A 25,925-nucleotide genomic window follows, 5' to 3' on the forward strand; every position below is an offset into this window, starting at 1 on the left:
CTCCATCACCCGATTATAGATCGGCTGATAATAGTTAGCAATCAGAGGTCGCCACGACCGAGCCGCTCACATATGGATCGGCTTGGCGAAGGTTGCGAGCGCGGCTTCCTTGACGGCTTCCGACATGGTCGGGTGCGCGTGGCAGGTGCGGCCGAGGTCTTCGGAGGAGCCGCCGAATTCCATCAGCACGGCCGCCTCGTGGATCATCTCGCCGGCGCCGAAGCCGACGATGTGGACGCCGAGAACGCGGTCCGTTTCCTTGTCCGCCAGAACCTTCACGAAGCCGTCCGTCGCCAGCATGGCGCGGGCGCGGCCGTTGGCGGTGAAGGGGAATTTGCCGGCCTTGTAGGCGATGCCCGCGGCCTTCAGCTCCTCTTCCGTCTTGCCGACGGAGGCGACTTCCGGCTGGGTGTAGACGACGCCGGGGATGACGTCGTAATTCACATGGCCGGCCTGACCGGCGAGGATTTCGGCGACGGCAACGCCCTCGTCCTCGGCCTTGTGGGCCAGCATCGGGCCGCGCACCACGTCGCCGATGGCGTAGATGCCCGGAACGTTGGTCTGGAAGTGCTTGTCGATCTCGACGCGGCCACGGCTGTCGAGCGCGACGCCGGCTTCCTTGAGGCCGAGGCCTTCGGTGTAGGGCTTGCGGCCGGTGGCGATCAGCACGACGTCGGCGTCGATGGTGGTGGCATCGCCGCCCTTGACCGGCTCGAAGGTCACCTTCGCGCCGGAGCCGGACTTCGTAACGCCCGTCACCTTCGCGCCGAGCTTGAAGTCCATGCCCTGCTTGGCCAGCATGCGCTGGAACTGCTTGGAGACCTCGCCGTCCATGCCGCCGAGAATGGCGTCGAGATATTCGACGACCGTGACCTTGGCACCGAGGCGCGCCCAGACCGAGCCGAGCTCGAGGCCGATAACGCCGCCGCCGACGACGACCAGATGGCCCGGCACCTTGTCGAACGCGATGCCGCCCGTCGAGGAGACGATGACCTTCTCGTCGATCTCGACCGGAACGCCCGGAATGCCGGCAACATCCGAACCCGTGGCGATGACGATGTTCTTCGTTTCGAGAACCTGTTCCTCGCCCTTGTCGTTGGTGACGGAGACCTTGCCCGCGCCCAGCACCTTGCCGGTGCCCTGAATGCCGTCGATCTTGTTCTTCTTGAAGAGGAAGGCGACGCCGTCGACATTCGACTTCACGGTGGCATCCTTGTGCGCCATCATGTTGGGCAGGTTGAGGGTCGGCTTCACGCCGTCGATGCCGAGGGCTTCCATGCCGTGGGCGGCGTGGCTGTAGGTCTCGGAGGCGTGCAGCAGCGCCTTGGAGGGAATGCAGCCGACATTGAGGCAGGTGCCGCCATAGGTCGCGCGCTTTTCGACGACCGCGACCTTGAGGCCGAGCTGGGCCGCCTTGATGGCCGAGACGTAGCCGCCGGGGCCGGAACCGATAACGATGAGATCATATGCCATGACAAGTCCTTCCTGCGCGGGGCCTAGCGGCCGCCGCTGACGTTGAGGGCGGCACCCGTCACATAGGATGCCGCGTCGGAGAGAAGATAGAGAATGGAATGGGCGACGTCATCGGCCGTGCCCGGCCGCTGCATCGGGATGAGCGATGCCATGTCGCGCGCCCGGTCCGGCAGGCCGCCGGAGGCGTGGATTTCCGTATCGATGATGCCGGGGCGCACGAGATTGACGCGCACGCCTTCCGCCGCGACCTCGCGGGCAAGACCGATGGTGAAGCTCTCGATGGCGCCCTTGCTGGCGGCATAGTCGACATATTGCCCGGCCGAGCCAAGCTGCGCGGCGACGGACGACAGGTTGACGATGGAACCGCCCTGCCCGCCATGGCGCGTCGACATGCGGCGCACGGCCTCCTGCGCGCAGCGGATCGACCCCATGACATTGACGGCGAACATGCGCTCCAGCCGCTCGGCAGACATTTCGTCGACGCGCTGCGGCATGGCGACGATGCCGGCATTGTTCACGAGACCGTCGAGCCGGCCGAAGGTGCCGTCGATGGTGGAGAAGATATTGGCAAGGCCGAGCTCGCTGCCGACATCGCCCTGAATGGGAATCGCCGAGCCGCCGGCATTGCGGATTTCGGCCACCACGGCCTCGGCGGCTGCAAGATTGGAAACGTAGTTCACCGCGACCTGCCAGCCGGCCGCGCCCGCAAGGCGGCACACGCTGGCGCCGATGCCGCGGCTGCCGCCGGTGACGAGAAGGACGGGGGCCTCGCTCATGCCGCGCATCCCTTCCGCTTCAGCACGTCCCAGGGCATGACACTCGCCTTGCCCTCTTCCCAGAGGGTCGAATAGCGCAGCGACGCCCCGAAGCCGGAGAGAAGCAGGCTCTCGGCCGCCTTGCCGCCTTCATCGGGCAGGAGCGCGGCATCGCCGCTGTCGAGCGCATAGATCACGCCTTCCCAGACGGTGCAGGTGGCGATCTCCTCGCCGGTCGCATCCCCTTCCGGGCAATTGTGCATGACCATACCGTTGGAACGGGGAGGGTCGCCCGGCAGGACCACACCGTCCAGCACCACGCCGCTGGCAAGCACCTTCAGCTTGAAGTGATGGCTCGTCGCGGCGGCATCGGAGCCGACAGGCTCGAAGGTCAGCTCATAGCCCCCGTCGCGATCCGCATAGATCGCGCGGTCCTGCCGGCACTCCGCCGCAGATGCAGCGGAAGCGGCGAGGAAAGCGGTGAGGACGAGGGCAGCGCGCATGTTTCAGTGGGCCTTTTCCGTGGCGAGCTTGATGCCAAGCGCGATGAAGACGAGGCCGCTGGCGCGGTCGATCCACTGGCTGGCGCGGGCAAAGGCCGCGCGCATCTTCGGCGTCGTCATGAACAACGAAACGCCGACGAACCAGACGATGAGGCAGATCGCCATGACAAGGCCGTAGCCGAACTTGACGGCGATGGGCGTGTGGGCGCTGACGACCGTCGAGAAGATCGACAGGAAGAAGAAGACCGGCTTGGGGTTCAGCGCATTGGCAAGGAAGCCGAGGCCGAAGGCGCGCAGCGCCGACTGTTCGCTCTTGCCGTCCGCATCGCCCTTCACCGCCTCGACGGAAAGGTCCGCCTTGCCGGCGCGAAGCGCCTTGATGCCGATATAGACGAGATAGGCGACACCGCACCACTTCACGATGTTGAAGAGGTAGATCGACTGGGAAATGATGAGGCCGAGGCCGAGGATCGTATAGGTGACGTGGAACATCAGCGACGTGCCGATGCCGAAGGACGTGACGATGGCCGCGCGGCGTCCATGCACGAGCGACTGGCGCATGACCATGGCGAGGTCCGCGCCGGGGGAGACGATGGCGAAGGCGAAGATAGCCATCAGGGAGGCAAGTTCGAGAAGATACTGGCTCATGGACGTGCGACCGGTGCGTTGTGGAGGCCGTGAAGGCCACGGGATTGCTCTGCGCACGCCTCGCGTGCCCGACGGAAGGTATCCTGCGGTTCGGTTGCTGTCACGATGCCGGGAGGAGCGAAGGCCACGGTTTCGTCTCGGCTCGGGCTTCGGTCAGGTCATCAGCCGCACGACCATCAGGACAAGCCCGAAGATCGATACGAACCAGGCGAGCGTGCGCAGCACCGGAACGCCGGCCACGTAGAACAGCGTGAAAACCATGCGGGCGGCAATCCAGACCAGCGCGCCCGTCGCGCCAAGCCCGCCCGTCTTGCCCGTCACGGCCAGCGCAAGCGCCAGCGCGACGAAGGCGGGATAGGTCTCCAGCATATTGTTGAGGGAACGCTGGAGACGCCCCGCCACCACGCTTCTGGACGTACGCTGCTCGTCCCGCGGGCCGAGCAGGTACTTGATGCCGAGATCGCCGGCGAGATCCAGCGACAAGGCCTGCACGAGAATATGCACGAGGAGAAACACGACGCTCCAGCCGAGCACCCAGATTTCCGTCGATGCGGCCGCTGCTTCCATCACCCTCGCACTCCAGGCGCAGACCCGATCATCGCCCCGACGCCGGCAAGCGGCGGGGCAGACGGGCGCTCTCGAAGGAGCGCCCGCCGCAGCGACCCTTAGAGATCGAGAACGAGGCGTTCGGGATCTTCCAGGCTGTCCTTGACGCGCACGAGGAAGGTCACGGCTTCCTTGCCGTCGACGATGCGATGGTCGTAGGAGAGCGCGAGATACATCATCGGACGGATGACGATCTGGCCGCCGACGACGACCGGGCGTTCCTGGATCTTGTGCATGCCGAGGATGCCCGACTGCGGCGCATTGAGGATCGGCGAGGACATCAGCGAACCGTAGACGCCGCCGTTCGAGATGGTGAAGGTGCCGCCCTGCATGTCGGCCATGGAAAGCTCGCCGTCACGGGCGGCTTTGCCGAGGCGGCCGATTTCCTTCTCGATCTGGGCAATGCCCATCTGGTCGGCATCGCGCACGACCGGAACGACGAGGCCCTTGTCCGTGCCGACGGCAACGCCGACATGGCAGTAGTTCTTGTAGATGATGTCCGTGCCGTCGATCTCGGCGTTGACGGCCGGCAGTTCCTTCAGCGCATGCGTGACGGCCTTGGTGAAGAAGCCCATGAAGCCGAGCTTCACGCCATGCTTCTTCTCGAAGAGGTCCTTGTAGCGGTTGCGCAGGTCCATCACGGCCGACATGTCCACCTCGTTGTAGGTGGTCAGCATGGCGGCGGTGTTCTGCGCGTCCTTGAGGCGCTTGGCGATGGTCTGACGCAGGCGCGTCATCTTCACGCGCTCTTCGCGCGGCGCATCGGCTTCCGAGGAGGCCGGGCGGGCGGCAACCTTGACCGGCTCGGCAGAAGCAGAAGACGCCGTGATGCCCTTGGCGACGGCGGCCATGACATCGCCCTTCAGCACCTGGCCACGCTTGCCGGAACCGTCGACCTGATCGGCCGAGAGGTTGTTTTCGGCAAGCAGCTTGGCGGCGGCAGGAGCGGCCGGCATGGCAGCGGAAGCGGCGGGCTTGGCCTCAGCAGCCGGAGCGGCGGCGACAGCCTTTTCCGCGGCAGCGGGAGCCGCCGCACCGGCGACAGCGCCGGCGGAAATCTGGCCGAGCAGGCCGCCCGGCTCGACGGTGTCGCCGGCATTGGCGGTGATCTCGGCAAGGACGCCGGAGGCCGGGGCCGGCACTTCGATCGTCACCTTGTCGGTTTCCAGTTCACAGAGCGGCTCGTCGGCCTTGACGGTGTCGCCGACCTTCTTGAACCAGGTGCCGACGGTCGCTTCGCTGACGGATTCGCCCAAAGTCGGGACGCGGATTTCGGTAGCCATGATTTGAGTTCCGTTGTTCGTGTCTTTGTCGTGGGTGCGGGAACGTTGGGCGGCTTAGCCGCCCAGCGCGTCCTCGAGGAAGGCGGCAAGCTGCGCGAGGTGCTTGGACATCAGGCCCGTCGCCGGCGAGGCGGCGGCCGGACGGCCGGTGTAGCGCACGCGCTGGTACTTGGCGTCGATATGCGCCAGCACCCATTCCAGATAGGGGTCGATGAAGGCCCAGGCGCCCATGTTCTTCGGCTCTTCCTGGCACCAGACCATCTCGGCGTTGCGGAAGCGCGACAGCTCGTTGATCAGCGCCTTGGCCGGGAACGGATAGAGCTGTTCCAGACGCAGCAGGTAGACGTCGTCGATGCCGCGCTTCTCGCGCTCTTCCAGCAGGTCGTAATAGACCTTGCCCGAGCACATCACGACGCGGCGGATCTTGGCGTCCTTCTGGAGCTTGATCGGGCCGTCCTTGATGACCTCGGCGTCGTCCCACAGCAGGCGGTGGAACGAGCTTTCGCCCGCCATTTCCGATAGCGAGGACACGGCGCGCTTGTGGCGCAGCAGCGACTTCGGCGTCATCATGATCAGCGGCTTGCGGAAGTCGCGCTTCACCTGACGGCGCAGGATGTGGAAGTAGTTCGCCGGCGTCGTGACGTTGGCGACCTGCATGTTGTCTTCCGCGCAGAGCTGCAGGAAGCGTTCGAGGCGGGCGGAGGAGTGCTCCGGACCCTGACCCTCATAGCCGTGCGGCAAGAGGCAGACGAGGCCCGACATGCGCAGCCACTTGCGCTCGCCCGACGAGATGAACTGGTCGAAGACGACCTGCGCACCGTTGGCGAAGTCGCCGAACTGGGCTTCCCAGAGGGTAAGCGCGTTCGGGCGGGCCAGCGAGTAGCCGTATTCGAAGCCGAGCACCGCCTCTTCCGAGAGCATCGAGTTGATGACCTCGTAGCGCGCCTGCGTCGGGGAAAGGTTGGCGAGCGGGATGTAGCGGTCCTCGGTCTCCTGATCGTAGAGAACCGAATGGCGCTGCGAGAAGGTGCCGCGTTCGCAGTCCTGACCGGACAGGCGGATCTTGGTGCCCTCGACGCAGAGCGTGCCGTAGGCCAGCGCTTCGCCCATCGCCCAGTCGATGCCCTCGCCCGTCTCGACCATCTGCATGCGGTTGTCCATGAACCGCTGGATGGTCTTGTGGGCGTGGAAGCCTTCCGGGATCGTCGCGATCTTGCGGCCGATCTCCTTGAGCTGCTTCATCGGCACCGAGGTCTTGCCGCGGCGCTGTTCGTCCTGGTTGTCGGCCGAGCGCAGGCCCGACCACACGCCGTCCAGCCAGTCGGCCTTGTTCGGCTTGTAGGACTGGCCGATCTCGAATTCGGTTTCGAGATTAGCGCGCCAGTCGGCCTTCATCTTCTCGAACTCGCCCTCGCTGATCACGCCTTCTGCGACGAGGCGCGCGCCGTAGAGACTGACCACGGTCTTGTGGGCGCGGATCGCCTTGTACATCTTCGGCTGCGTGAACGCGGGCTCGTCGCCTTCGTTATGGCCGAAGCGACGGTAGCAGAACATGTCGATGACGACCGGCTTGTGGAACTTCATCCGGAACTCGGTCGCGATCTTCGCGGCATAGGTCACCGCTTCCGGATCGTCGCCGTTCACATGGAAGATCGGCGCCTCGATCATCTTGGCCACATCCGAGGGATAGGGCGAGGAGCGCGAGAAGGCCGGGTTCGTCGTGAAGCCGATCTGGTTGTTGATGATCACATGGACCGTGCCGGCGACGCGATGGCCGCGCAGGCCCGACAGGCCGAGGATTTCAGCCGTGACGCCCTGGCCGGCGAAGGCCGCATCGCCATGCAGCAGCAGCGGCATGACCTGAGCCCGCTCGGACAACGGAATGATGTCGCCCTCGAAGATCTTGGCCATCTGGTCCTGCTTGGCGCGGGCCTTGCCCATGACGACAGGATTGACGATTTCCAGATGCGAGGGGTTCGCGGTCAGCGACAGATGCACCTTGTTGCCGTCGAACTCACGGTCCGAGGAAGCGCCGAGGTGGTACTTCACGTCGCCCGAGCCTTCCACGTCGTCCGGCGCGTAGGAGCCGCCCTTGAACTCATGGAAGACGGCGCGGTGGGGCTTGGCCATCACGTTGGTCAGAACGTTGAGGCGGCCGCGATGCGCCATGCCGAGCACGATTTCCTTCAGGCCCATCTGGCCGCCGCGCTTGATGATCTGCTCCAGCGCCGGGATCAGCGATTCACCGCCGTCGAGGCCGAAGCGCTTGGTGCCCTTGTACTTGACGTCGATGAACTGCTCGAAGCCTTCCGCCTCGATCAGCTTCTGCAGGATCGCCTTCTTGCCTGCGACGGTGAAGTCGACGCCCTTGTCCGGGCCTTCGATGCGCTCCTGGATCCAGCCCTTCTCTTCCGGGTTGGAAATGTGCATGAACTCGACGCCGATGGTCGAGCAATAGGTGCGCTCAAGGATTTCGACCATCTCGCGCACGGTCGCGTATTCGAGGCCGAGCACGTTGTCGATGAAGATCTTGCGGTCGAGATCCTTGTCCTCGAAACCGTAGTTCGAGGGCGAAAGCTCATGATAGTCCTCGACCGGCGCGGCAATGCCGAGCGGGTCGAGCTTGGCGTGCAGGTGGCCGCGGGCGCGGTAGGCGCGGATCATCATGATGGCGCGCACCGAGTCGCGGGTCGCCTGATTGACGTCAGCCTGGTTGACGGGCGTGCCGGCCTGCGCGGCGGCGGCCTCGGCCTTTGCCTGCACCTTCTTCTCAAGCACCTTCTCGACGACGCCCCAGTTGCCGTCGAGCGCCGAGACGAGTTCGCCGTTTGCGGCGACGGGCCAGTTCGCGCGCTTCCACGAAGCGCCCTTGGCCGCCTTCACGATGTCGGAGGGCTGGTCTTCGAGGGCCTTGAAGAAGGCCTGCCATTCCTCGCCGACAGAGGCGGGATTGGCCTCATACTTGGCGTAGAGCTGTTCGATATAGGCTGCGTTCGCCCCGTCGAGGAAGGACGTGGCCAGGAATTGTTCGTTGGCGTCTTGCCGTGCCATGGTTCTCTGCGGGCGCCGCCCGCCTCCCGAACGATCGTGTTGTGACTGCCCGGCACATCCTGCCGGGAAGAGCCAGAGAGGCCGGCGTTTCAGCCGGCCTCCCCTCGTTTCGTTTCTCAGCCCTTGAGGACTTCGACCAGGGTCTTGCCGAGGCGTGCCGGCGAAGGCGAAACGCGGATGCCCGCAGCTTCCATCGCCGCGATCTTGGATTCCGCATCGCCCTTGCCGCCGGAAACGACAGCGCCGGCATGGCCCATGGTGCGGCCCTTCGGAGCGGTACGGCCCGCGATAAAGCCGGCCATCGGCTTCTTGCGGCCCTTCTTGGCTTCGTCGATGAGGAACTGCGCCGCATCTTCTTCGGCCGAACCGCCGATTTCGCCGATCATGATGATCGAGGTCGTGGCGTCGTCGGCCAGGAACATCTCCAAGACGTCGATGAATTCGGTGCCCTTGACCGGGTCGCCGCCGATGCCGACGGCCGTCGTCTGGCCGAGGCCTTCGTTGGAGGTCTGGAAGACGGCCTCATAGGTCAGCGTGCCGGAGCGCGAGACGATGCCGACCGAACCCTTGCGGAAGATCGAGCCCGGCATGATGCCGATCTTGCACTCTTCCGGCGTCAGGATGCCGGGGCAGTTCGGGCCGAGCAGGCGCGACTTGGAACGGTCGAGGCGGGCCTTGACGCGCACCATGTCGGCAACCGGGATGCCTTCGGTGATGCAGGTGATGAACGGGATTTCCGCATCGATCGCCTCGATGATCGCGTCCGCGGCACCTGCCGGCGGAACGTAGATCACGGATGCGTCCGCGCCGGTCTTCTCACGGCCTTCGGCGACGGAGGCGAAGATCGGCAGGCTTTCGCCCTTGGAGCCGGTCCAGGTTTCGCCGCCCTTCTTCGGGTGGATGCCGCCGACCATCTGCGTGCCGTAATAGGCGAGCGCCTGTTCGGTGTGGAAGGTGCCGGTCTTGCCGGTCAGGCCCTGAACGAGGACCTTGGTGTTCTTGTTGACGAGAATCGACATGAGGTCAGGTCCTTCAGTTAGCCGTTGATCGCGGCGACGATCTTCTTGGCGGCGTCGTCCAGATCGTCGGCGGCGGTGATCGCCAGGCCGGATTCGTTCAGGATCTTCTTGCCAAGCTCGACATTCGTGCCTTCGAGGCGAACGACCAGCGGAACCTTGAGGCCGACTTCCTGCACGGCCGCAACGACACCCTCGGCGATGACATCGCACTTCATGATACCGCCGAAGATGTTGACGAGGATGCCCTCGACCTTCGGGTCGGCCGTGATGATCTTGAAGGCAGCCGCAACCTTCTCCTTGCCGGCGCCGCCGCCGACGTCGCAGAAGTTCGCCGGTTCCTTGCCGTAAAGCTTGATGATGTCCATCGTCGCCATGGCAAGGCCTGCGCCGTTGACCATGCAGCCGATATTGCCGTCGAGCGCCACATAGGCGAGATCCCACTTGGAGGCCTCGATTTCCTTGGCGTCTTCCTCGGTCTCGTCGCGCAGCGCCTTGATGTCGTCGTGGCGGAACAGGGCGTTGCCGTCGAAGGAGACCTTGGCGTCGAGAACGCGCATGCGGCCGTTCTTCATGACGATCAGCGGGTTGATCTCGAGCAGGCTCATGTCCTTCTCGACGAAGGCCTTGTAGAGGATCGGGAAGAGCTTTTCGGCATCGGCCTTGGCTTCGCCGTCGAGCTTGAGAGCTGCCGTCAGCTTGGCAAGGTCGTCGGCGGTGACGCCGGCTTCCGGGTTGATCGCGACGTTGACGATCTTTTCCGGCGTGTCATGCGCAACGGCCTCGATGTCCATGCCGCCTTCCGTCGAGACGACGAAGGCGACTTGGCCGACCGAGCGGTCGACGAGCAGCGACAGGTAAAGTTCGCGGTCGATGTCCGCGCCGTCCTCGATATAGAGGCGGTTCACCTGCTTGCCGGCGGGGCCGGTCTGCGCGGTGACGAGCGTATGCCCAAGCATTTCCTTGGCGTGGGCCTTGGCCTCCTCAATGGAGAAGGCGAGGCGCACGCCGCCCTTGGCGTCGGGGCCGAGTTCCTTGAACTTGCCCTTGCCGCGGCCGCCGGCGTGGATCTGGCTCTTGACCACGTAGAGCGGGCCGGGCAGCGACTTGGCAGCCGCTTCCGCCTCGTCCGCGGAAAAGATCGCGACGCCTTCGGCGACCGGCGCGCCAAAGCTCTTGAGCAGAGCCTTGGCCTGATATTCATGAATGTTCATCGGGAAAATCCTGTCTGGCTACCGGATTACTTCAGGGCGGGCGCGATGTTGATGCAGGCTTCGCAGAGGCCGGCAACGGCAGCGACCGACTTGTCGAAGGCTTCCTGCTCGGCCTTGTTGAGGTCGATCTCGACGATGCGCTCGACGCCACCGGCGCCGATGACGGTCGGAACGCCGACATACATGTCCTTGACGCCGTACTGGCCCGAAAGGTGGGCAGCGACCGGCAGGACGCGCTTCTTGTCCTTGAGGAAGGATTCGGCCATCTCGATGGCGGAAGCGGCCGGAGCATAGTAGGCCGAGCCGGTCTTCAAGAGGCCGACGATCTCGGCGCCGCCGTCACGGGTGCGCTGGATGATTTCTTCGAGGCGTTCCTTGGTGACCCAGCCCATCTTGACGAGGTCGGTCAGCGGGATGCCGGCAACGGTCGAGTAGCGGGCGAGCGGCACCATCGTGTCGCCGTGGCCGCCGAGAACGAAGGCCGTGACGTCCTGGACGGAAACCTTGAATTCTTCGGAGAGGAAGAGGCGGAAGCGGGCCGAGTCCAGCACGCCGGCCATGCCGACGACCATGTTCTTCGGCAGGCCGGAGAACTTCTGCAGCGCCCAGACCATCGCGTCGAGCGGGTTGGTGATGCAGATGACGAAGGCGTTCGGGGCATATTTCTTGATGCCTGCGCCGACCTGTTCCATGACCTTGAGGTTGATGCCGAGAAGATCGTCGCGGCTCATGCCGGGCTTGCGGGCAACGCCGGCGGTGACGATGCAGACGTCCGCGCCTTCGATGGCGGCATAGTCGCTCGCGCCCGTCAGCGAGGCATTGAAGCCTTCGACCGGCGAGGACTGGGCGATATCGAGGCCCTTGCCCTGCGGAATACCGTCGGCGATGTCGAAGAGGACGATGTCGCCCAGCTCCTTCAGGCCGGCCAGATGCGCCAGCGTGCCACCGATCATGCCAGAACCAATAAGTGCGATCTTCTTGCGGGCCATGAAAGCTTCCTTTGCTCCGATCCTAGAGGCCCCCAATGCCGTCATTGCGGGACCCTTCGGCGCAAGGGCTTACGCTTCCTATGTTAAAAATTCAATACATACTTTTGGATCGAAGATTTTCAATCGGTTAGATGTAAAAATTCTTACGTAAACGTAAGAATTTCCGTCACGCTTCCGTCACTTTCCATCATATCGCGCCTTGTGGTCGGCAAGATATTCCGTGCTGCGGATCTCGATGAGGCGCGAGACCGTGCGATCGAACTCGAAGCCTTCCGTGCCCTTGCGGGTCACAAGCAGGCCTTCCGGCGCAGCCGCCGCAGACGCAAAGAGGCGTGCGCGGTGATCGTAGATCGTGTCGATAAGATTGATGAAACGCTTCGTCTCGTTGCGCCGCTCGGCTCCGAGCAAGGGGATGTGGTCGACGAACAGCGTATCGTAATGCGCGAGGATTTCGAGATAATCCGCCGCCCCGAGCGGCCGCTCGCAAAGGTCGGTAAATGAGAAGCGCGCGGCACGCCCCGCCGCCTGCGGCACGACGATGGTGCGACCACGGAAGGAGATCGTCGCAGGGGCCACGTCCCTGCCGGCCGTCTCACGCCGCCAGGCCGCATCCATCGCCCTGTCGGCCTCGTCGCCGAGCGGATGGCGGAACACCGGCAGGCCGCTGTCCTTCTCGAGGCGATAGTCCGTCAGGGAATCCAGCGGCACGATCTCGACATGGCGTTTCAGGAGATCGACGAAGGGCAGGAAAAGGCCGCGATTGAGGCCGTCCTTGTAGAGATTGTCCGGCTCCACATTGGAGGTCGCGACGAGGATGCAGCCACGCTGGAACAGTTCGCCGAACAACCGCGATAGGATCATCGCATCGGCGATGTCCGTCACCGAGAATTCGTCGAAGCAGAGAAGCCGCGCCTCCTCGATGAGGCTTGCAGCGACCGGCGGCACGGGATCGGCCTGCTTCGTCTCGCCGTTCTTCAGCTTCTGGCGATGCTTGTGGATGCGGTCGTGCACATCCGCCATGAATTCATGGAAATGCGCCCGGCGCTTGCGCTTGACCGGCGCCAGCTCGAAGAACATGTCCATGAGCATGGTCTTGCCGCGTCCGACACCGCCATGGATGTAGAGGCCCTTGGGGGCGCTCGCGCTTTCGGGCTTGCGGGAAGCGAAGAGCCAGCCGAGCGCGCTCGACTTGCGCGCTGGGCGCTGGGCGTGAACCTCGCCGAGCAGCCGGTCGAACCGCACCGCCATCGCCCTCTGCGCGGGGTCCGGCTTCAGCTCGCCGCTTGCAACGAGGGCTTCCAGCCTATCCGAAACGCCATGGTCCGGGTGTGTCGAAACCCTGTCCCAGTCCTTGCCCATGGGCGCAGATCATCCGTATCTGTTTCGGAAGAATGGCTCAGCGCGACAGGCTGACGGGCTGGCCGGAATTGGTCGAGCCGTCGAAGCGGGAATCGGCCGTCTTGTAGAGACGGGCGATGGCGTTGCCGTCGCGGTCCTTCAGGACGACCTGCTTGCCGGCCACTTCCCAGGAGCCCATCGCCGTCAGCTCGCCCGCGCAGCCGCGCGTGCCGCCGCGCGAACCGCTGCCGAGATTGGTGAGCGTCAGGAACATGTCGCAGGAGGACGGGCCGTTCGCCACGCGCCAGTTGCCGACCATGGATTCCTTCTTGACGTCGAGCGCCGTGGCGGCCGCCGCCGTATCGCCGGTGCCCGTCGCCATGGCCGTATCGGTCGTCGGCTTGTCCGGGAACTGGCTGGTCGTGCTGGTCGTCGGATCGGGAAGCTGGCTCGAGGCGACCGCGCCGACCGGCTGGGCCTGCAGCGGCGTGAGGTTCGGCTGCGTATTGACGCTGTCCATCGACGCGGTGCGCTGGCAGCCGGCAAGTGCAAGCGCCATCATCAGTCCGCCTGCAACATGGTGAATCCGCATCTCGTTACTCCCGATCATCTGCCCGATACTGCTGCCCTGCAGCAATTCCCGCCGAATTAACGTGAATCGCCCGCACGAATCAAGACGAAACGGCCCGATTGTCCGGGCCGCCTCCTCACGTTTCGTGAACGCTGCTTATGTAGGTCAGAGCCGGCGCTCGACCAGCATCTTCTTGATTTCGCCGATCGCCTTGGCCGGATTGAGACCCTTCGGGCAGGCCTGGGCGCAATTCATGATCGTGTGGCAGCGATAAAGGCGGAAGGGATCCTCGAGATTGTCGAGGCGCTCGCCCGTCGCTTCGTCGCGGCTGTCGATCAGCCAGCGATAGGCCTGCAGCAGTACGGCGGGGCCGAGATAACGGTCGCCGTTCCACCAGTAGCTCGGACAGGAGGTCGAGCAGCAGGCGCACAGGATGCACTCATAGAGGCCGTCGAGCTTGAGGCGGTCCTCATGGCTCTGCTTCCATTCCTTGGCCGGCGTCGGCGACACGGTCTTCAGCCACGGCTCGATGGAGCGGTGCTGGGCATAGAAGTTCGTAAGATCAGGAACGAGGTCCTTCACCACCGGCATATGCGGCAGCGGATAGACCTTCACGGTGCCCTTCACCTCGTCCATGCCCTTGGTGCAGGCGAGCGTGTTGGTGCCGTCGATATTCATGGCGCAGGAGCCGCAGATGCCTTCGCGGCAGGAGCGGCGCAGCGTCAGCGTCGGGTCGATCTTGTTCTTGATGTAGAGCAGCGCATCGAGAACCATCGGGCCGCAATCGTCGACGTCGATGTAGAACGTGTCGATCGACGGGTTCTTTCCGTCGTCCGGGTTCCAGCGGTAGATGCGGAATTCGCGGGTATTCGTGGCCCCGTCCGGCTTCGGCCAGACCTTGCCCTCGGTCATCTGCGAATTTTTCGGGAGAGCGAGTTCAACCATGTCCTGTTCTCCTCGATCTTAGTAGACGCGGGCCTTCGGCTCGATCTTCTTGGGATCGATGCCGTCGGCGATGAGGTCGGTATGCACCGGGCGGTAGTCGAGCGTGACGTCGCCCGCCTCGTTGACCCAGGACAGCGTGTGCTTGCGCCAGTTGACGTCGTCGCGGCCGCCGAGCGGGCCGGTCGCATAGTCCTCGCGGGCATGCGAGCCGCGGCTCTCCTTGCGGGCCTCGGCGCCGTAGACGGTCGTGATGGCGTTGGCCATCAGGTTTTCCAGCTCCAGCGTCTCGACGAGGTCGGAGTTCCAGATCATCGAGCGGTCGGTGACCTTGATGTCCGGCAGTTCCTTCCAGATTTCGCTCATGCGCTTGCAGCCGCTTTCCAGCGATTCCTGCGTGCGGAACACGGCGGCGTCTTCCTGCATGGTGCGCTGCATCTTGTCGCGCAGGATCGCCGTCGGCGTGCCGCCATTGGCGTTCCGCAGGCGATCGAAGCGGTCCATGATCTTGTCGCAGGCGGCAATGTCGAGCGCCGGGATCGGGGAAGCGCGGTCGATGACCTGGCCGGCGCGGATGGCGGCGGCGCGGCCGAAGACCACGAGGTCGATCAGCGAGTTGGAGCCGAGGCGGTTGGCGCCGTGCACCGAGGCGCAGCCCGCTTCGCCTACGGCCATCAGGCCGGGCGCGATGCGTTCCGGGTTCTGGGCATCGGCGTTCAGCACTTCGCCCCAGTAGTTCGTCGGAATGCCGCCCATGTTGTAGTGAACGGTCGGCAGGACCGGGATCGGCTCGCGCGTCACGTCGACGCCCGCAAAGATCTTGGCGCTCTCGGAGATGCCCGGCAGGCGCTCGTGCAGAACGGCCGGATCGAGATGGTCGAGATGCAGGAAGATGTGGTCCTTGTTCTTGCCGACGCCGCGGCCTTCGCGGATTTCCATCGTCATGCAGCGCGAGACGACGTCGCGCGAGGCAAGGTCCTTGGCCGACGGCGCATAGCGCTCCATGAAGCGCTCGCCCTCGGAATTGACGAGATAACCGCCCTCGCCACGCGCGCCCTCGGTGATCAGGCAGCCCGCGCCGTAAATGCCGGTCGGGTGGAACTGGACGAATTCCATGTCCTGCAACGGCAGGCCGGCGCGTGCGATCATGCCGCCGCCGTCGCCCGTGCAGGTATGCGCCGAGGTGGCGGAGAAATAGGCGCGGCCGTAGCCGCCGGTCGCCAGAACCACCATCTTGGCGGCGAAGCGGTGGATCGTGCCGTCATCGAGGTTCCAGGCGACGACGCCGGTGCAGCGGCCATCGGCCGACATGATCAGGTCGAGCGCGAAATACTCGATGAAGAATTCCGCATTGTTGCGCAGCGACTGGCCGTAGAGCGTGTGCAGGATGGCGTGGCCGGTGCGGTCGGCGGCGGCGCAGGTGCGCTGCACCGGCGGGCCTTCGCCGTAGTTCTGCATATGGCCGCCGAACGGGCGCTGGTAGATCTTGCCTTCCGCATTGCGCGAGAAGGGTACGCCGTAATGCTCCAGCTCATAGACAGCCTTGGGCGCTTCCATGGCGAGATACTGCATGGCGTCGACGTCGCCGAGCCAGTCGGACCCCTTGACGGTGTCGTAGAGGTGCCACTGCCAGCTATCCGGCGTCATGTTCTGCAGCGAGGCGGCGATGCCGCCCTGCGCGGCGACGGTGTGCGAGCGCGTCGGGAAGACCTTGGTGATGCAGGCCGTCTTGAGGCCCTGCTCGGCCATGCCGAGCGTGGCGCGAAGACCCGCGCCGCCGGCGCCGACGACGATCACGTCGAAGGAATGGTCCACATAGGTATAGGCTTTGCCGTTGGCCGCCGGGGAGGAGATCGCTGCCATGGTGAATTATCCTGCGAAAGCGATTTTGAGGACGGCGAAAAGACAGAGCCCGCCGACGAGGATCGCGAAGAAGGTGTTGAGCATGAGGAGACCGATCTTCACGCCTTCCGCATGCACATAGTCCTCGATGATGACCTGCATGCCGAGCTTCATGTGAATGAGGCCGGAAATGACGACGAGGCCCATGAGGACGGCGACGACGGGATGCGACAGCGCCGCCGTCACTTCCGCATAGGACGCACCGTTGTAGCAGATGAGGAAGCCGACGAAGAACAGCATCAGCGGAACGTTGGCGACGGCCGTCAGGCGCTGGCGCCAGAAATGCTCCGTGCCGTCCTTTGCCGAGCCGAGGCCGCGAACCTTGCCGAGGGGCGTGCGCATATCCATGGGTCTCTCCTCAGCGCGCCAGATAGCCGACGACCCAGACCAGCACCGTCAGGGCGACGGAGACGACCGGGGTCACGATGGCGAGCTTGGTATTGAAGTGCTTCTCATAGCCGCGGCCCATGTCCCACATGAAGTGGCGAAGGCCGCCGAGCATGTGGTGCAGCAGCGCCCAGGTGTAGCCGAAGAGGATGAGACGGCCGATCCAGGTGCCGAAGAACCAGCTTACCCAGTCGAAATAGGCCTCGCCCGTCGCCGCCGCGATCAGCCACCAGGCGACGAGGACGGTACCGAAATAGAGCGCGCCGCCGGTGATGCGGTGCACGATGGACATGACCATCGTCGGGATCGGCTTGTAAACCTGGAGATGCGGCGAAAGCGGCCGGCTTCGAGTGACATTCGTCATCTGAACCTCACGGAACCCCGGAGAGCCAAAACTGGACCGATTTTCTCCGGAATTGCAAATATGTTGTGCACAATGCAGTGATTGCGACGTTTAATCACCGGAAAGCGGAACCACAAGCCTTCTTGCAGTGCAAAATGAATTTAATCGATTAGACGGCCTCCTGCCTCCGTCCCGTTCCGGCGCACCCGCCGCACGTTAACCAAACGCGGAAAATCCCCAATCGAATCCGTGACTTTTGCGGCTTTCTGCCTCATCCTGCCGTTAAGGATTTGTTAAGCATAACCCGGAAGGCAGGACAGAATGACTCTGTTATCCGCGCTCCGTGCGACCAAAGTCTTAGGGCTTGCGGTCGCGCTTGTCGCAGGCGGCATGACGGCCGCTGACGCCGGTGACGGTTGGGGCTCCTCCCGCCATCACGGCCATCACCATCGCTCCAAGTGGCTGCCGAGCATCGAATTGCCGGGCCATGGCGGACGCCTCGAGACCGTATTCCACTCCGGCGGGGAGGCGCGGCAGGGTTGGCGGGACAACGGGATGCGCATCGGCGTCTTCCCGGCCTATCACCTGCGCGCCGACAGCATCACCATCTATGTCGGCGATACCGATGCGATCGATTGGAGAACGAGGCGGGAAGCATCCCGCAGGAGCGAGCCGAAGGTCATCACCGTAGCGCCCGGCCAGAACGATTGCTCGTGGGAAGCCGGGGTCTGCGTCATTCGCCCGAACTGGTGAACCGCCAGACGGTCGTCTTCTTGACCTCGCTGTCCTCCAGCGCCCGCGTCACCGGCACCTGATAGGTGGCGAGCGCCTCCATGCGGTCCCGCGGGCAATAGGCTCGGCCGGGATCGCCGACGAGCACCGTCGCGCCGCGCGCGGCAAGCGCCGAGAACCAGGGGATCAGCACGTCGGCAAAGTCCCGGTCGTAGAAGACGTCACCCGCCAGCACCACATCCCAGCCCGCATCGCGCCCGACAAGGTCTTCGGCTGAGCAGTCGAGAGCGACCCCGTTGAGCGCCGCATTCAGCCGGATCGCCGTCCCGCTCCAGGGATCGATATCCGCCGCCAGCACGGCGGAAGCCCCGGCCATGCGCGCGGCAATGCCGACAAGGCCGGAGCCGCTGGCGAAATCCAGCACCGTCTTTCCGGCGACAAGCTGCGGATGGTCGAGCACATGGCGGGCAAGCCCCTGCCCGCCCGCCCAGGCAAAGGCCCAGAAGGGCGGCGGCAGGCCGATCGCCTCCAGCTCTTCCTCCGTCTTCAGCCACAGGTCGTGCGCCTCGGTGGCAAGGCGCAGCCGAACCTCCGGCACATGCGGCGGCGAAAGCACATCCGTGTTCTCGCGGATGAAGACTTCGGGGTCGGTCCTCACGGAATTTAACGCGGCGGGTTATCGAGACCGCCCATGCGGCAGACCTCGATCCACTCCTCCTCCGTCACCGGCTGCACCGAAAGGCGCATGGAAGTGACGAGCGACATATTGGCCAGCTTCGGATTGGCCTTGATATCCTTGAGGGAAACGGGCCTGGGCATGTCGCGCACGGCGCGGATATCGACGCAGTCCCAGCGCGGGTCCTCGCCGGCCGTCGAATCCGGGTGCGACAGGGCGCAGACCTCGGTGATGCCGACGATCTCCAGCCCCTCGTTGGAGTGGTAGAAGAAGCCCTTCTCGCCGATCTTCATGGCCCGCATGTTGTTGCGCGCCTGATAGTTGCGCACGCCGGTCCATTCCTCGCCGGCTTCGCCGACATCCTTCTGCATCTGCCAGGACCACTTGAAGGGTTCGGACTTGTAGAGCCAGTATGCCATCGGGCCTTACGCCTCCGGATTGTTGAAGACCCAGTTCCAAGCCTTCACCTCGACCTCGGCAAAAAGGCCGGCCTTGGCATAGGGATCGTTCGCCGCGATCTCGCGCGCCGCCTCGATCGTCTCGGCCTTGACCACGACAAGGCTGCCCGTCGGCTTGCCGTCATCACCGAGGAACGGGCCGGCGAAGGCCAGTTTGCCCTCGGCATTCAGCGCATTGAGATAGGCGAGGTGATCCGGGCGCGTATCGAGGCGCACCTGAAGCGCGCCGGGCTTGTCCTTGCAGAGGAATGCGAAATGCATGTGCGGTCCTTCCCTTCGGTTATAGTTCTGGCCATTATTCCTGGGTGATCGGGCGCGTCATGAGCTGCCCGATGGCGGTCTTCACGTCCAGTGTGCCGTCGACGATGCGGGCGACCGCATCGGTGATCGGCATGTCGATGCCCTTTTCCGCCGCAACGCCCGAGGCGACCGAGGCGGCGAAAGCGCCTTCCACGAGATCGCCCGACCAGCCGGCCGCCGTGCCATGCCGGCCGAGCGCGATGCCGAAGCGCAGGTTGCGCGACTGGTGGCTGGTGCCGGTGAGCACGAGGTCGCCGAGGCCGGAAAGCCCCGTCACCGTGATGCCCTCCCCGCCATGCGCCTCCACAAAGCGCGACAGTTCCGCAAGCCCGCGCGAGATCAGCGCCGCCCGGGCGGAATCGCCAAGCTGCGCGCCCTCGATGATGCCACAGGCAATCGCCAGCACGTTCTTGAGCGCGCCGCCGAGCTGCACGCCGATCCGGTCGGTCGAGGGGTAAAGCCGGAAGGTCGGCCCGGAAAGGGCCTGCGCCAGCATCGCCCCGATCTCCGCCGTGCGCGCGGCAATCACCATCGCCGTCGGCAACCCTTTTGCGATATCGGCGGCAAAACCGGGACCGGAGAGGACGGCGATCTCGCGACCGGGCAGTTCTTCTTCCAGAACCTCGGTCAGGAGCCGGCCAGTGCCCTTCTCCATGCCCTTGGCGCAGATGACCACCGCCGTGCCGGGCGCAAGGAGCGGAGCGAGCGACCGCGCCGCCTCGCGCTGTGCCTGCGAGGGCATGGCGAAAAGCACGATGCCCGCGCCACGCATGACCGCCGCATCCGCGCTATAGGCAAGCGTCTGCGGCAGGTCGATGCCCGGCAGCGCCTTCTCGTTGCGGCGCGTGGTCCGCATGGCCTCGACCGAGCCGGCATCGCGCCCGATCAGCGTGACATCGCCACCACTGGCGGCGGCCACGCTTGCCAGCGCCGTGCCGAAGGCCCCCGCACCGACCACGGCGATTTTCGCATGGGCGCTCATGCCTTGGCTCCCCGCTTGCCGGACCCGAGCATCGTCGCCGCCTCGCGGTCGAGCGGCCAGCGCGAACGCGGCGCGACGGACAGGTCATCGGGCGCAAAACCGGCCGCCATGCGCTCCAGCCCCGCCCAGGCGATCATCGAAGCATTGTCGGTGCAGAGCGCCAGCGGCGGCGCGATGAAGCGGAAACGGTTCTTGTCGCATAGCGCCTGTAGCGTCGCGCGCAATTCCGCATTCGCCGCCACCCCGCCGGCAACGACGAGCGAGGGCGTTTCAACGTCGGGATGGAGCGTGCGAAACCGCTCAAGCCCCCGGCCGATGCGGTCCTTCAGCGTACGCGAGACGGCGCGCTGGAAGGAGGCGCAGATATCGGCGACATCCTGATCCGTCACCGGCTCGATGGACTGCGCCGCCTGACGCACCGCCGTCTTGAGGCCGGAGAAGGAGAAATCGAGCCGCGCCTCGCCGACGAGCGGACGCGGGAAGGTGAAGCGTTCCGGGTTGCCGTTCTTCGCCATGCGCTCCACCGCCGGCCCGCCGGGATAGGGCAGGCCGAGCAGCTTGGCGGTCTTGTCGAAGGCCTCGCCCAGCGCGTCGTCGATGGTCGTGCCCCAGCGCTCGTAATCGTCGACGCCGCGCACCAGCACAAGCTGGGTATGGCCGCCGGAAACGAGCAGCATCAGATAGGGGAAGGAAAGCCCGTCCGTCAGCCTCGCCGTCAGCGCATGGCCTTCCAGATGGTTGACGGCATAGAGCGGCTTGCCCGTCGCCCGCGCGATGGCCTTGCCGGTCATCAACCCGACAATCAGTCCGCCGATCAGCCCCGGCCCGCTCGTCGCCGCGATGGCATCGATATCCTCAAGCGAACGGCCGGCGCGCAGAAGCGCCTCGGAAATCAGGCTGTCCAGCGCCTCGACATGCGCGCGCGCCGCGATCTCCGGCACCACGCCGCCATAGGCGCTGTGCTCTTCCAACTGGCTCAGCACGACTTCGCCAAGAATCTCGCCCTTGCCATCGGCACCGCGCGCGACGACGGACGCGGCGGTCTCGTCGCAGCTCGTTTCGATACCGAGGATGGTCAGATGGGACGACATGAAGCACTAGGATCGATTGCGGGCGGCCCTAAAGCCGGTTACGAGACATCCCGGTAACAATGGATCAAGGCGGATGCAAACAAAACCTTTCAGGATCGGCACCCGTGGCAGCCCGCTGGCGCTCGCCCAGGCTTACGAGACCCGCGCGCGCCTGATGGCCGCGCACGGCCTGCCGGAAGAGATGTTCGAGATCGTCGTTCTCTCGACGAAGGGCGACCGCATCACCGACCGCTCGCTGGCGCTAATCGGCGGCAAGGGCCTGTTCACGGAAGAGATCGAGGCGCAGCTTTCCTCCGGGGAACTCGATTTCGCCGTGCATTCCTCCAAGGACATGCCGACAAAACTGCCGGAAGGCCTGCACCTTTCCGCCTTCCTGCCGCGCGAAGACATCCGCGACGCCTTCATCGGCCGCAGCGCAAAACGCCTGCTGGACCTGCCGCAGGGCGCGACCGTCGGCTCCGCCTCGCTGCGCCGGCAGGCGCTCATCCGCCGGCTGCGCCCGGACCTCAATGTCATCGTCTTCCGCGGACAGGTCGATACCCGCCTTGCCAAGCTCGCCGGCGGCGAGGCCGACGCGACGCTGCTCGCCTATGCCGGCCTGAAGCGCCTCGGCAAGCTCGACGTGCCGACGGAAATCCTCGATCCCGTCTCCTTCCCGCCGGCTCCGGCGCAGGGCGCGATCTGCATCGAGAGCCGCGTGGGCGACGCGCGCATGGAAAACCTGCTTGCCGCCATCGACGACCGGCCGACCCGCACCGCCGTCACCTGCGAGCGCGGCTTCCTCGCCACGCTCGACGGCTCCTGTCGCACGCCCATCGCCGGTTACGCGACCGTCGAGGGCGACCACGTCCAGTTCCGCGGCATGATCCTGACGCCGGATGGCAGCCGGTTCCACGAGATCGAGGCAAGCGGCCCGGCAACCAATGCCGCCACGCTCGGCGAAGAGGCCGGCGAGGCGATCCGCGCGAAGGCAGGGGCGGACTTCTTCGAAAGCTGGGGCTGAGATGCGCGTCCTCGTCCTTCGCCCCGAGCCTGCCGCCTCCCGCACGCGGGATGCGCTCTCGGCGCTGGGGCACGAGGCCGTCTGCCTGCCGCTATCGCAGGCCGAACACGACCTGACGGCGACGCGAAAAGCCCTCGGCGAGCCCCATTCCGCCATCGCCGTCACCAGCGCGGAAATCGCCCGCCTGTCCGGCAGGCTCGGCAACGGCCTTGCCACCATGGTCTTCGCCGTCGGGCAGGCCTCCGCCGCCGCCATGCGCGCCGCCGGCTTCCCCACCGTCCTTGCCGCCGACGGGGATGGCGAAAGCCTTGCCGCGATGATTGCCGCGCACTATCGCGAGACCGGCTTGCCGGACGCCCCCCTGCTCTATCTCGCCGGCAATCCGCGCGCGCCCGCCTTCGAAAGCCGGCTTCGCGAGGCGGGCATCCCCTTCCGCACCGTCGAAGCCTATCGCATGACGCCGCTCACGCCCGCCAAAACGGACATCGAAGCGGCGCTGCTCGTCCCGCTTCCCGACGCCGTCCTGCTCTATTCCCGCGAAAGCGCGCTCGCCTTCTTCCGCCTGCCTCCCGTTCACGAAACACCCGAGCGTTTCCAGTCCGTCCGCCTGCTCTGCATGAGCCGCAATGTCGCAGCCGCAGTGCCCCGGCACTTCACCGCCAATGTCTCCATCGCCGCCGCTCCCGACGAAAAAAGCCTGTTCGCGCTGCTCTGAAACCGGCCCCCGGCGGACGAAATTGCCGCAAGGGTCTTTCCCTCCCCGGCTTCCCTGTCTACGTTCAGGGCAATGCACATGAACGCGAGGAGGCCGCCATGGAACCGGAAACCCCGTCCCGTCGAAACAGGACCGGCGACGAGCCGGTGACGATCGACCTCGAAGCGGTTCCCGCCACCGACGAGGCGGAAGCTGCCGACACGGTTGCGGACGTCTCCGCACAGCCGGACGAGGCGGCAAGCCCGGAGATCGCAGACGAGAAGCAGGCGCCGGAAGAGCCGGCCCCTGCGGCCGACAAGGAGCCGGCGCGCAAGGAAACGCCGCCGCCCCGCCAGCGCGGCACGTCCGGCACGCTCGCCGCAAGTATCCTTGGCGGCCTGATCGCGCTTCTCGGCGCCGGCAGCCTGCAATATGGCGGCTACCTGCCGGCTCTCGGGCCGGAACGCACGGGCGGCGACAGCGCGCTTGCCGGCCTGTCCAGCGAAATCGAGGCGCTGAAGGCGCGCCTTGCCGAACCCGCCACGCCCGTCACGGTGGATCTCCAGCCGATCGAGACACGGCTTGCCGCCCTCGAGAAATCGGCCGGCACCAATCCGGGCGCTGCCGGAGCCGATCCCGCAGCCGTGGGCAAGCTCGAAAGCGAAATTAGCCGGCTAACCACGGAGCTGGCCGCCCTGCAGGATGCCGTCACCCGCACGAGCGAAAGCGTCAGCACGACGGAAAGCCAGTTGACCCAGCGCATCGCCGCCGCCGAGCAGAAGCTCGACGAGCCGCGCAGCGACATAGAAATGGCCCGGGCCGTCGCCGCCAGCGCGCTGAAGACCGCAATCGACCGGGGCGGCTCCTATCTCGCCGAACTCGAGGCCTTCGCCTCCGTCGCGCCGGACGATCCGTCCGTGGCCGGGCTGCGCGAGCACGCCACGGTCGGCGTGCCCTCGCGCTCCGACCTCGTTCGCGACTTCCAGCCGACGGCGGACGCCATTCTCGACGCCGTCCACCAGCCGGAAGGCGATCAAGGTATCTTCAACCGCCTGATGTCGAGCGCCGCATCGGCCATCCGCGTGCGCCCGGTCGGCACCGTCGAGGGTGACAGCCCCGAGGCCGTCGTCGCCCGCATCGAGACCCGCCTGCAGGACGGCGATTTCAAGGGCGCGCTGATCGAATGGCAGGCCCTGCCGGAAAAGGGGCAGGCCGCAGCGGCCGACTACAAGCGCAAGCTGGATGCCCGCGTCACCGTCGAGGGGCTGATCGGCGCCGCCGTTTCCGGCGCCATGACGACCGGCAACCAGGGCTGAGGAGAGGCTTCATGATCCGCATACTCGGCTTCGTCCTCTTCGTGCTCGCGCTCGCCGCGGGCTTCGCCTGGCTTGCCGACCGGCCGGGCGAACTCTCCGTCATCTGGCAGGGCCAGCGCGCCGACATGAGCCTGATGGTGGCGGCAACGCTCGTCGTCTCGCTCATCGCCGCCGTCATGTTCTCCTGGTGGCTGGTGCGCGTCATCTGGACGTCGCCGCACTCGATCCAGCGCTATTTCCGCGCCCGCAAGCGCGACCGCGGCTATCAGGCGCTCTCGACCGGGCTGATCGCCGCCGGCGCGGGTGACGCCGTGGGCGCCCGCAAGATGCTGACGCGCACCAAGGGTCTGCTCAGCGCCGATCAGGAGCCGCTCATCCATCTGCTCGAAGCGCAGGCGGCGATGATCGAGGGTCGCTACGACGATGCGCGCAAAAAGTTCGAACTGATGGCCGACGACCCGGAAACCCGGGAACTCGGCCTGCGCGGCCTCTATCTCGAAGCCCGCCGCCTCGGCGCCAACGAGGCCGCCCGGCAATATGCCGAGCGCGCGGCGGAAAAAGCGCCGCAGCTTGCCTGGGCGACGGAAGCCGCGCTCGAATACCGCTCGCAGGCCGGCGACTGGGACGAGGCCTTGAAGCTCCTCGGCGACGGCCGCACCGCCTCTCCCGAGGAAAAGAAGGCCCATGCGCGCCGCAAGGCCGTGCTCCTTGCCGCCCGCGCGGCGGCAAAGCTCGACGCCGACCCGAAGGGCGCGCGCGAGGACGCCCATCAGGCGCTGAAACTCGACGAGAATTTCGTGCCCGCCGGCCTTGTCGAAGCCAGGGCATATCTGCGCGAGGACAATCTGCGCAAGGCCGCCTCGATCCTCGAAAAACTCTGGAAGGCGACCGCCCATGGCGACGTGGCGCGGCTCTATGTCCGCGCCCGCAGCGGCGATTCGGCGACCGACCGGCTGAAGCGGGCGGAAAAGCTGGAGGCCCTGCGCCCGAACAACGCCGAGGCGCTCTACGCCGTCGCCGAGGCCGCGCTGGAAGCCCGCGACTTCCCGCGCGCCCGCGCCAAGGCCGAGGCCGCCGCCCGTCTCTCCCCACGCGAAAGCGCCTTCCTGCTGCTCGCCGATATCGAGGACGCCGAGACCGGCGACCAGGGCCGCATTCGCCACTGGATGAACCAGGCGCTGAAGGCCCCACGCGATCCCGCCTGGACGGCGGACGGCGTCACCGCGCCGGAATGGCGCGCCGTTTCGCCCGTCACAGGCCGGCTCGACGCCTTCGAGTGGCGCACCCCGGTCAGCACCCTCGAAGGGCCGGTCGAGGAGGGTTCGGCGGATGCGGTGGACGAAGCCATCCGCACCCTGCCCCCGCTCGCCATCGCCGTGAAGCCCGTACCCAGGGCCGAAACGGCCGTGGTGGTGGAAACGGAAAAGCCGGTCGTCGTGGCGGCTGTCCCCGAGCCTGTGCAGGCGACCGCGACCGTGCAGGAAAAGCCGAAGACCGAGACGGCCGCGCAGGAAACGGAACCGCCCTTCTACGGCCTGCCGGACGATCCGGGCGTCAAGGACGGCACGGGTGCGAAGCGGGACGGCACAAGCGGCTTCCGGCTTTTCTGAGACAGGGACGATTCGAGCAGAAAGTGCGTCATGGCCCTTTAA

The 25,925-nt window shown here is 65.7% G+C and carries 26 protein-coding genes; 5 read left to right on the plus strand and 21 right to left on the minus strand.

Annotated elements, in window-relative coordinates; genetic code table 11:
- Positions 1 to 66: 66 nt before the first annotated feature.
- From lpdA to sdhC, 16 genes are all read right to left on the minus strand, one after another.
- Positions 67 to 1,473 carry a dihydrolipoyl dehydrogenase gene (gene lpdA, locus MOE34_RS18390; protein ID WP_160787098.1) on the minus strand — a complete coding sequence of 469 codons (1,407 nt, stop codon included), beginning with the start codon at positions 1,471 to 1,473 and terminating at the stop codon, positions 67 to 69.
- Positions 1,474 to 1,496: 23 nt separating this feature from the next.
- The gene (locus MOE34_RS18395; protein WP_160787099.1) at positions 1,497 to 2,249 is read right to left on the minus strand and encodes an SDR family oxidoreductase; all 753 of its coding nucleotides are present in this window, start codon (positions 2,247 to 2,249) and stop codon (positions 1,497 to 1,499) included.
- Entirely contained in the window at positions 2,246 to 2,731 is a 486-nt protein-coding gene (locus tag MOE34_RS18400; RefSeq protein ID WP_160787100.1) for a hypothetical protein, read from the minus strand. The genes MOE34_RS18395 and MOE34_RS18400 overlap by 4 nt, the downstream gene beginning before the upstream one ends.
- 3 nt (positions 2,732 to 2,734) lie before the next feature.
- Positions 2,735 to 3,379 carry a LysE family translocator gene (locus MOE34_RS18405; RefSeq protein ID WP_160787101.1) on the minus strand — a complete coding sequence of 215 codons (645 nt, stop codon included), beginning with the start codon at positions 3,377 to 3,379 and terminating at the stop codon, positions 2,735 to 2,737.
- Between the two features lie 153 nt (positions 3,380 to 3,532).
- Entirely contained in the window at positions 3,533 to 3,946 is a 414-nt protein-coding gene (locus MOE34_RS18410) for an MAPEG family protein (RefSeq protein WP_160787195.1), read from the minus strand.
- A gap of 98 nt (positions 3,947 to 4,044) precedes the next feature.
- Entirely contained in the window at positions 4,045 to 5,268 is a 1,224-nt protein-coding gene (odhB, locus tag MOE34_RS18415; protein WP_160787102.1) for a 2-oxoglutarate dehydrogenase complex dihydrolipoyllysine-residue succinyltransferase, read from the minus strand.
- 54 nt (positions 5,269 to 5,322) lie between these two features.
- On the minus strand, positions 5,323 to 8,319 hold the full coding sequence (locus MOE34_RS18420; RefSeq protein ID WP_160787103.1) for a 2-oxoglutarate dehydrogenase E1 component: 2,997 nt from the start codon (positions 8,317 to 8,319) through the stop codon (positions 5,323 to 5,325).
- 116 nt (positions 8,320 to 8,435) lie between these two features.
- Positions 8,436 to 9,338 (minus strand): succinate--CoA ligase subunit alpha, encoded by a 903-nt coding sequence (gene sucD / locus MOE34_RS18425; RefSeq protein WP_119258990.1) that lies wholly within the window; start codon positions 9,336 to 9,338, stop codon positions 8,436 to 8,438.
- 17 nt (positions 9,339 to 9,355) lie between these two features.
- The gene (gene sucC, locus MOE34_RS18430) at positions 9,356 to 10,549 is read right to left on the minus strand and encodes an ADP-forming succinate--CoA ligase subunit beta (RefSeq protein ID WP_160787104.1); all 1,194 of its coding nucleotides are present in this window, start codon (positions 10,547 to 10,549) and stop codon (positions 9,356 to 9,358) included.
- A 26-nt stretch (positions 10,550 to 10,575) separates the two neighbouring features.
- Entirely contained in the window at positions 10,576 to 11,538 is a 963-nt protein-coding gene (gene mdh, locus MOE34_RS18435) for a malate dehydrogenase (protein ID WP_023514887.1), read from the minus strand.
- Positions 11,539 to 11,715: 177 nt separating this feature from the next.
- Positions 11,716 to 12,897 carry a cell division protein ZapE gene (gene zapE / locus MOE34_RS18440; RefSeq protein ID WP_160787105.1) on the minus strand — a complete coding sequence of 394 codons (1,182 nt, stop codon included), beginning with the start codon at positions 12,895 to 12,897 and terminating at the stop codon, positions 11,716 to 11,718.
- A gap of 37 nt (positions 12,898 to 12,934) precedes the next feature.
- Entirely contained in the window at positions 12,935 to 13,468 is a 534-nt protein-coding gene (locus MOE34_RS18445) for a protease inhibitor Inh/omp19 family protein (protein WP_160787106.1), read from the minus strand.
- A gap of 144 nt (positions 13,469 to 13,612) precedes the next feature.
- The gene (locus tag MOE34_RS18450; RefSeq protein WP_119258995.1) at positions 13,613 to 14,392 is read right to left on the minus strand and encodes a succinate dehydrogenase iron-sulfur subunit; all 780 of its coding nucleotides are present in this window, start codon (positions 14,390 to 14,392) and stop codon (positions 13,613 to 13,615) included.
- Between the two features lie 18 nt (positions 14,393 to 14,410).
- Positions 14,411 to 16,252 carry a succinate dehydrogenase flavoprotein subunit gene (gene sdhA / locus MOE34_RS18455; RefSeq protein ID WP_160787107.1) on the minus strand — a complete coding sequence of 614 codons (1,842 nt, stop codon included), beginning with the start codon at positions 16,250 to 16,252 and terminating at the stop codon, positions 14,411 to 14,413.
- 6 nt (positions 16,253 to 16,258) lie between these two features.
- The gene (sdhD, locus tag MOE34_RS18460; protein ID WP_160787108.1) at positions 16,259 to 16,639 is read right to left on the minus strand and encodes a succinate dehydrogenase, hydrophobic membrane anchor protein; all 381 of its coding nucleotides are present in this window, start codon (positions 16,637 to 16,639) and stop codon (positions 16,259 to 16,261) included.
- A 10-nt stretch (positions 16,640 to 16,649) separates the two neighbouring features.
- Complete coding sequence (sdhC, locus tag MOE34_RS18465) at positions 16,650 to 17,042, minus strand: succinate dehydrogenase, cytochrome b556 subunit (RefSeq protein WP_160787109.1); 393 nt, start codon at positions 17,040 to 17,042, stop codon at positions 16,650 to 16,652.
- Positions 17,043 to 17,342: 300 nt separating this feature from the next.
- Here sdhC and MOE34_RS18470 point away from each other — a divergent pair, with 300 nt between their 5' ends.
- Positions 17,343 to 17,774 carry a hypothetical protein gene (locus MOE34_RS18470; protein WP_229341943.1) on the plus strand — a complete coding sequence of 144 codons (432 nt, stop codon included), beginning with the start codon at positions 17,343 to 17,345 and terminating at the stop codon, positions 17,772 to 17,774.
- Here MOE34_RS18470 and MOE34_RS18475 read toward each other — a convergent pair.
- Genes MOE34_RS18475 through tsaD form a run of 5 tightly spaced genes read right to left on the minus strand, consistent with a single transcriptional unit; the run spans position 17,755 to position 21,260 of the window.
- Positions 17,755 to 18,411, minus strand: coding sequence for a class I SAM-dependent methyltransferase (locus tag MOE34_RS18475; RefSeq protein WP_160787111.1), 657 nt, complete (start codon positions 18,409 to 18,411; stop codon positions 17,755 to 17,757). The genes MOE34_RS18470 and MOE34_RS18475 overlap by 20 nt on opposite strands.
- Positions 18,412 to 18,416: 5 nt before the next feature.
- The gene (locus MOE34_RS18480; RefSeq protein ID WP_160787112.1) at positions 18,417 to 18,848 is read right to left on the minus strand and encodes an EVE domain-containing protein; all 432 of its coding nucleotides are present in this window, start codon (positions 18,846 to 18,848) and stop codon (positions 18,417 to 18,419) included.
- A 6-nt stretch (positions 18,849 to 18,854) separates the two neighbouring features.
- Entirely contained in the window at positions 18,855 to 19,148 is a 294-nt protein-coding gene (locus tag MOE34_RS18485; RefSeq protein ID WP_160787113.1) for a YciI-like protein, read from the minus strand.
- Between the two features lie 34 nt (positions 19,149 to 19,182).
- Entirely contained in the window at positions 19,183 to 20,169 is a 987-nt protein-coding gene (locus MOE34_RS18490; protein ID WP_160787114.1) for an NAD(P)H-dependent glycerol-3-phosphate dehydrogenase, read from the minus strand.
- The gene (tsaD, locus tag MOE34_RS18495; protein WP_160787115.1) at positions 20,166 to 21,260 is read right to left on the minus strand and encodes a tRNA (adenosine(37)-N6)-threonylcarbamoyltransferase complex transferase subunit TsaD; all 1,095 of its coding nucleotides are present in this window, start codon (positions 21,258 to 21,260) and stop codon (positions 20,166 to 20,168) included. The genes MOE34_RS18490 and tsaD overlap by 4 nt, the downstream gene beginning before the upstream one ends.
- A 73-nt stretch (positions 21,261 to 21,333) precedes the next feature.
- On the opposite strand from tsaD, the gene hemC reads away from it, so the two are divergent.
- The 4 genes from hemC to MOE34_RS18515 all read left to right on the plus strand — a co-directional run bounded on the left by hemC (position 21,334) and on the right by MOE34_RS18515 (position 25,883).
- On the plus strand, positions 21,334 to 22,263 hold the full coding sequence (gene hemC, locus MOE34_RS18500; RefSeq protein ID WP_160787116.1) for a hydroxymethylbilane synthase: 930 nt from the start codon (positions 21,334 to 21,336) through the stop codon (positions 22,261 to 22,263).
- Position 22,264: 1 nt separating this feature from the next.
- Positions 22,265 to 22,978, plus strand: a complete 714-nt coding sequence (locus MOE34_RS18505) for a uroporphyrinogen-III synthase (RefSeq protein WP_160787117.1) — start codon at positions 22,265 to 22,267, stop codon at positions 22,976 to 22,978.
- A 98-nt stretch (positions 22,979 to 23,076) separates the two neighbouring features.
- Positions 23,077 to 24,273 (plus strand): COG4223 family protein, encoded by a 1,197-nt coding sequence (locus MOE34_RS18510; RefSeq protein ID WP_160787118.1) that lies wholly within the window; start codon positions 23,077 to 23,079, stop codon positions 24,271 to 24,273.
- Between the two features lie 11 nt (positions 24,274 to 24,284).
- Entirely contained in the window at positions 24,285 to 25,883 is a 1,599-nt protein-coding gene (locus MOE34_RS18515; protein ID WP_160787119.1) for a heme biosynthesis protein HemY, read from the plus strand.
- Positions 25,884 to 25,925 lie beyond the last annotated feature (42 nt).

Source organism: Shinella zoogloeoides (assembly GCF_022682305.1).
Taxonomy (GTDB): Bacteria; Pseudomonadota; Alphaproteobacteria; order Rhizobiales; family Rhizobiaceae; genus Shinella; species Shinella zoogloeoides_B.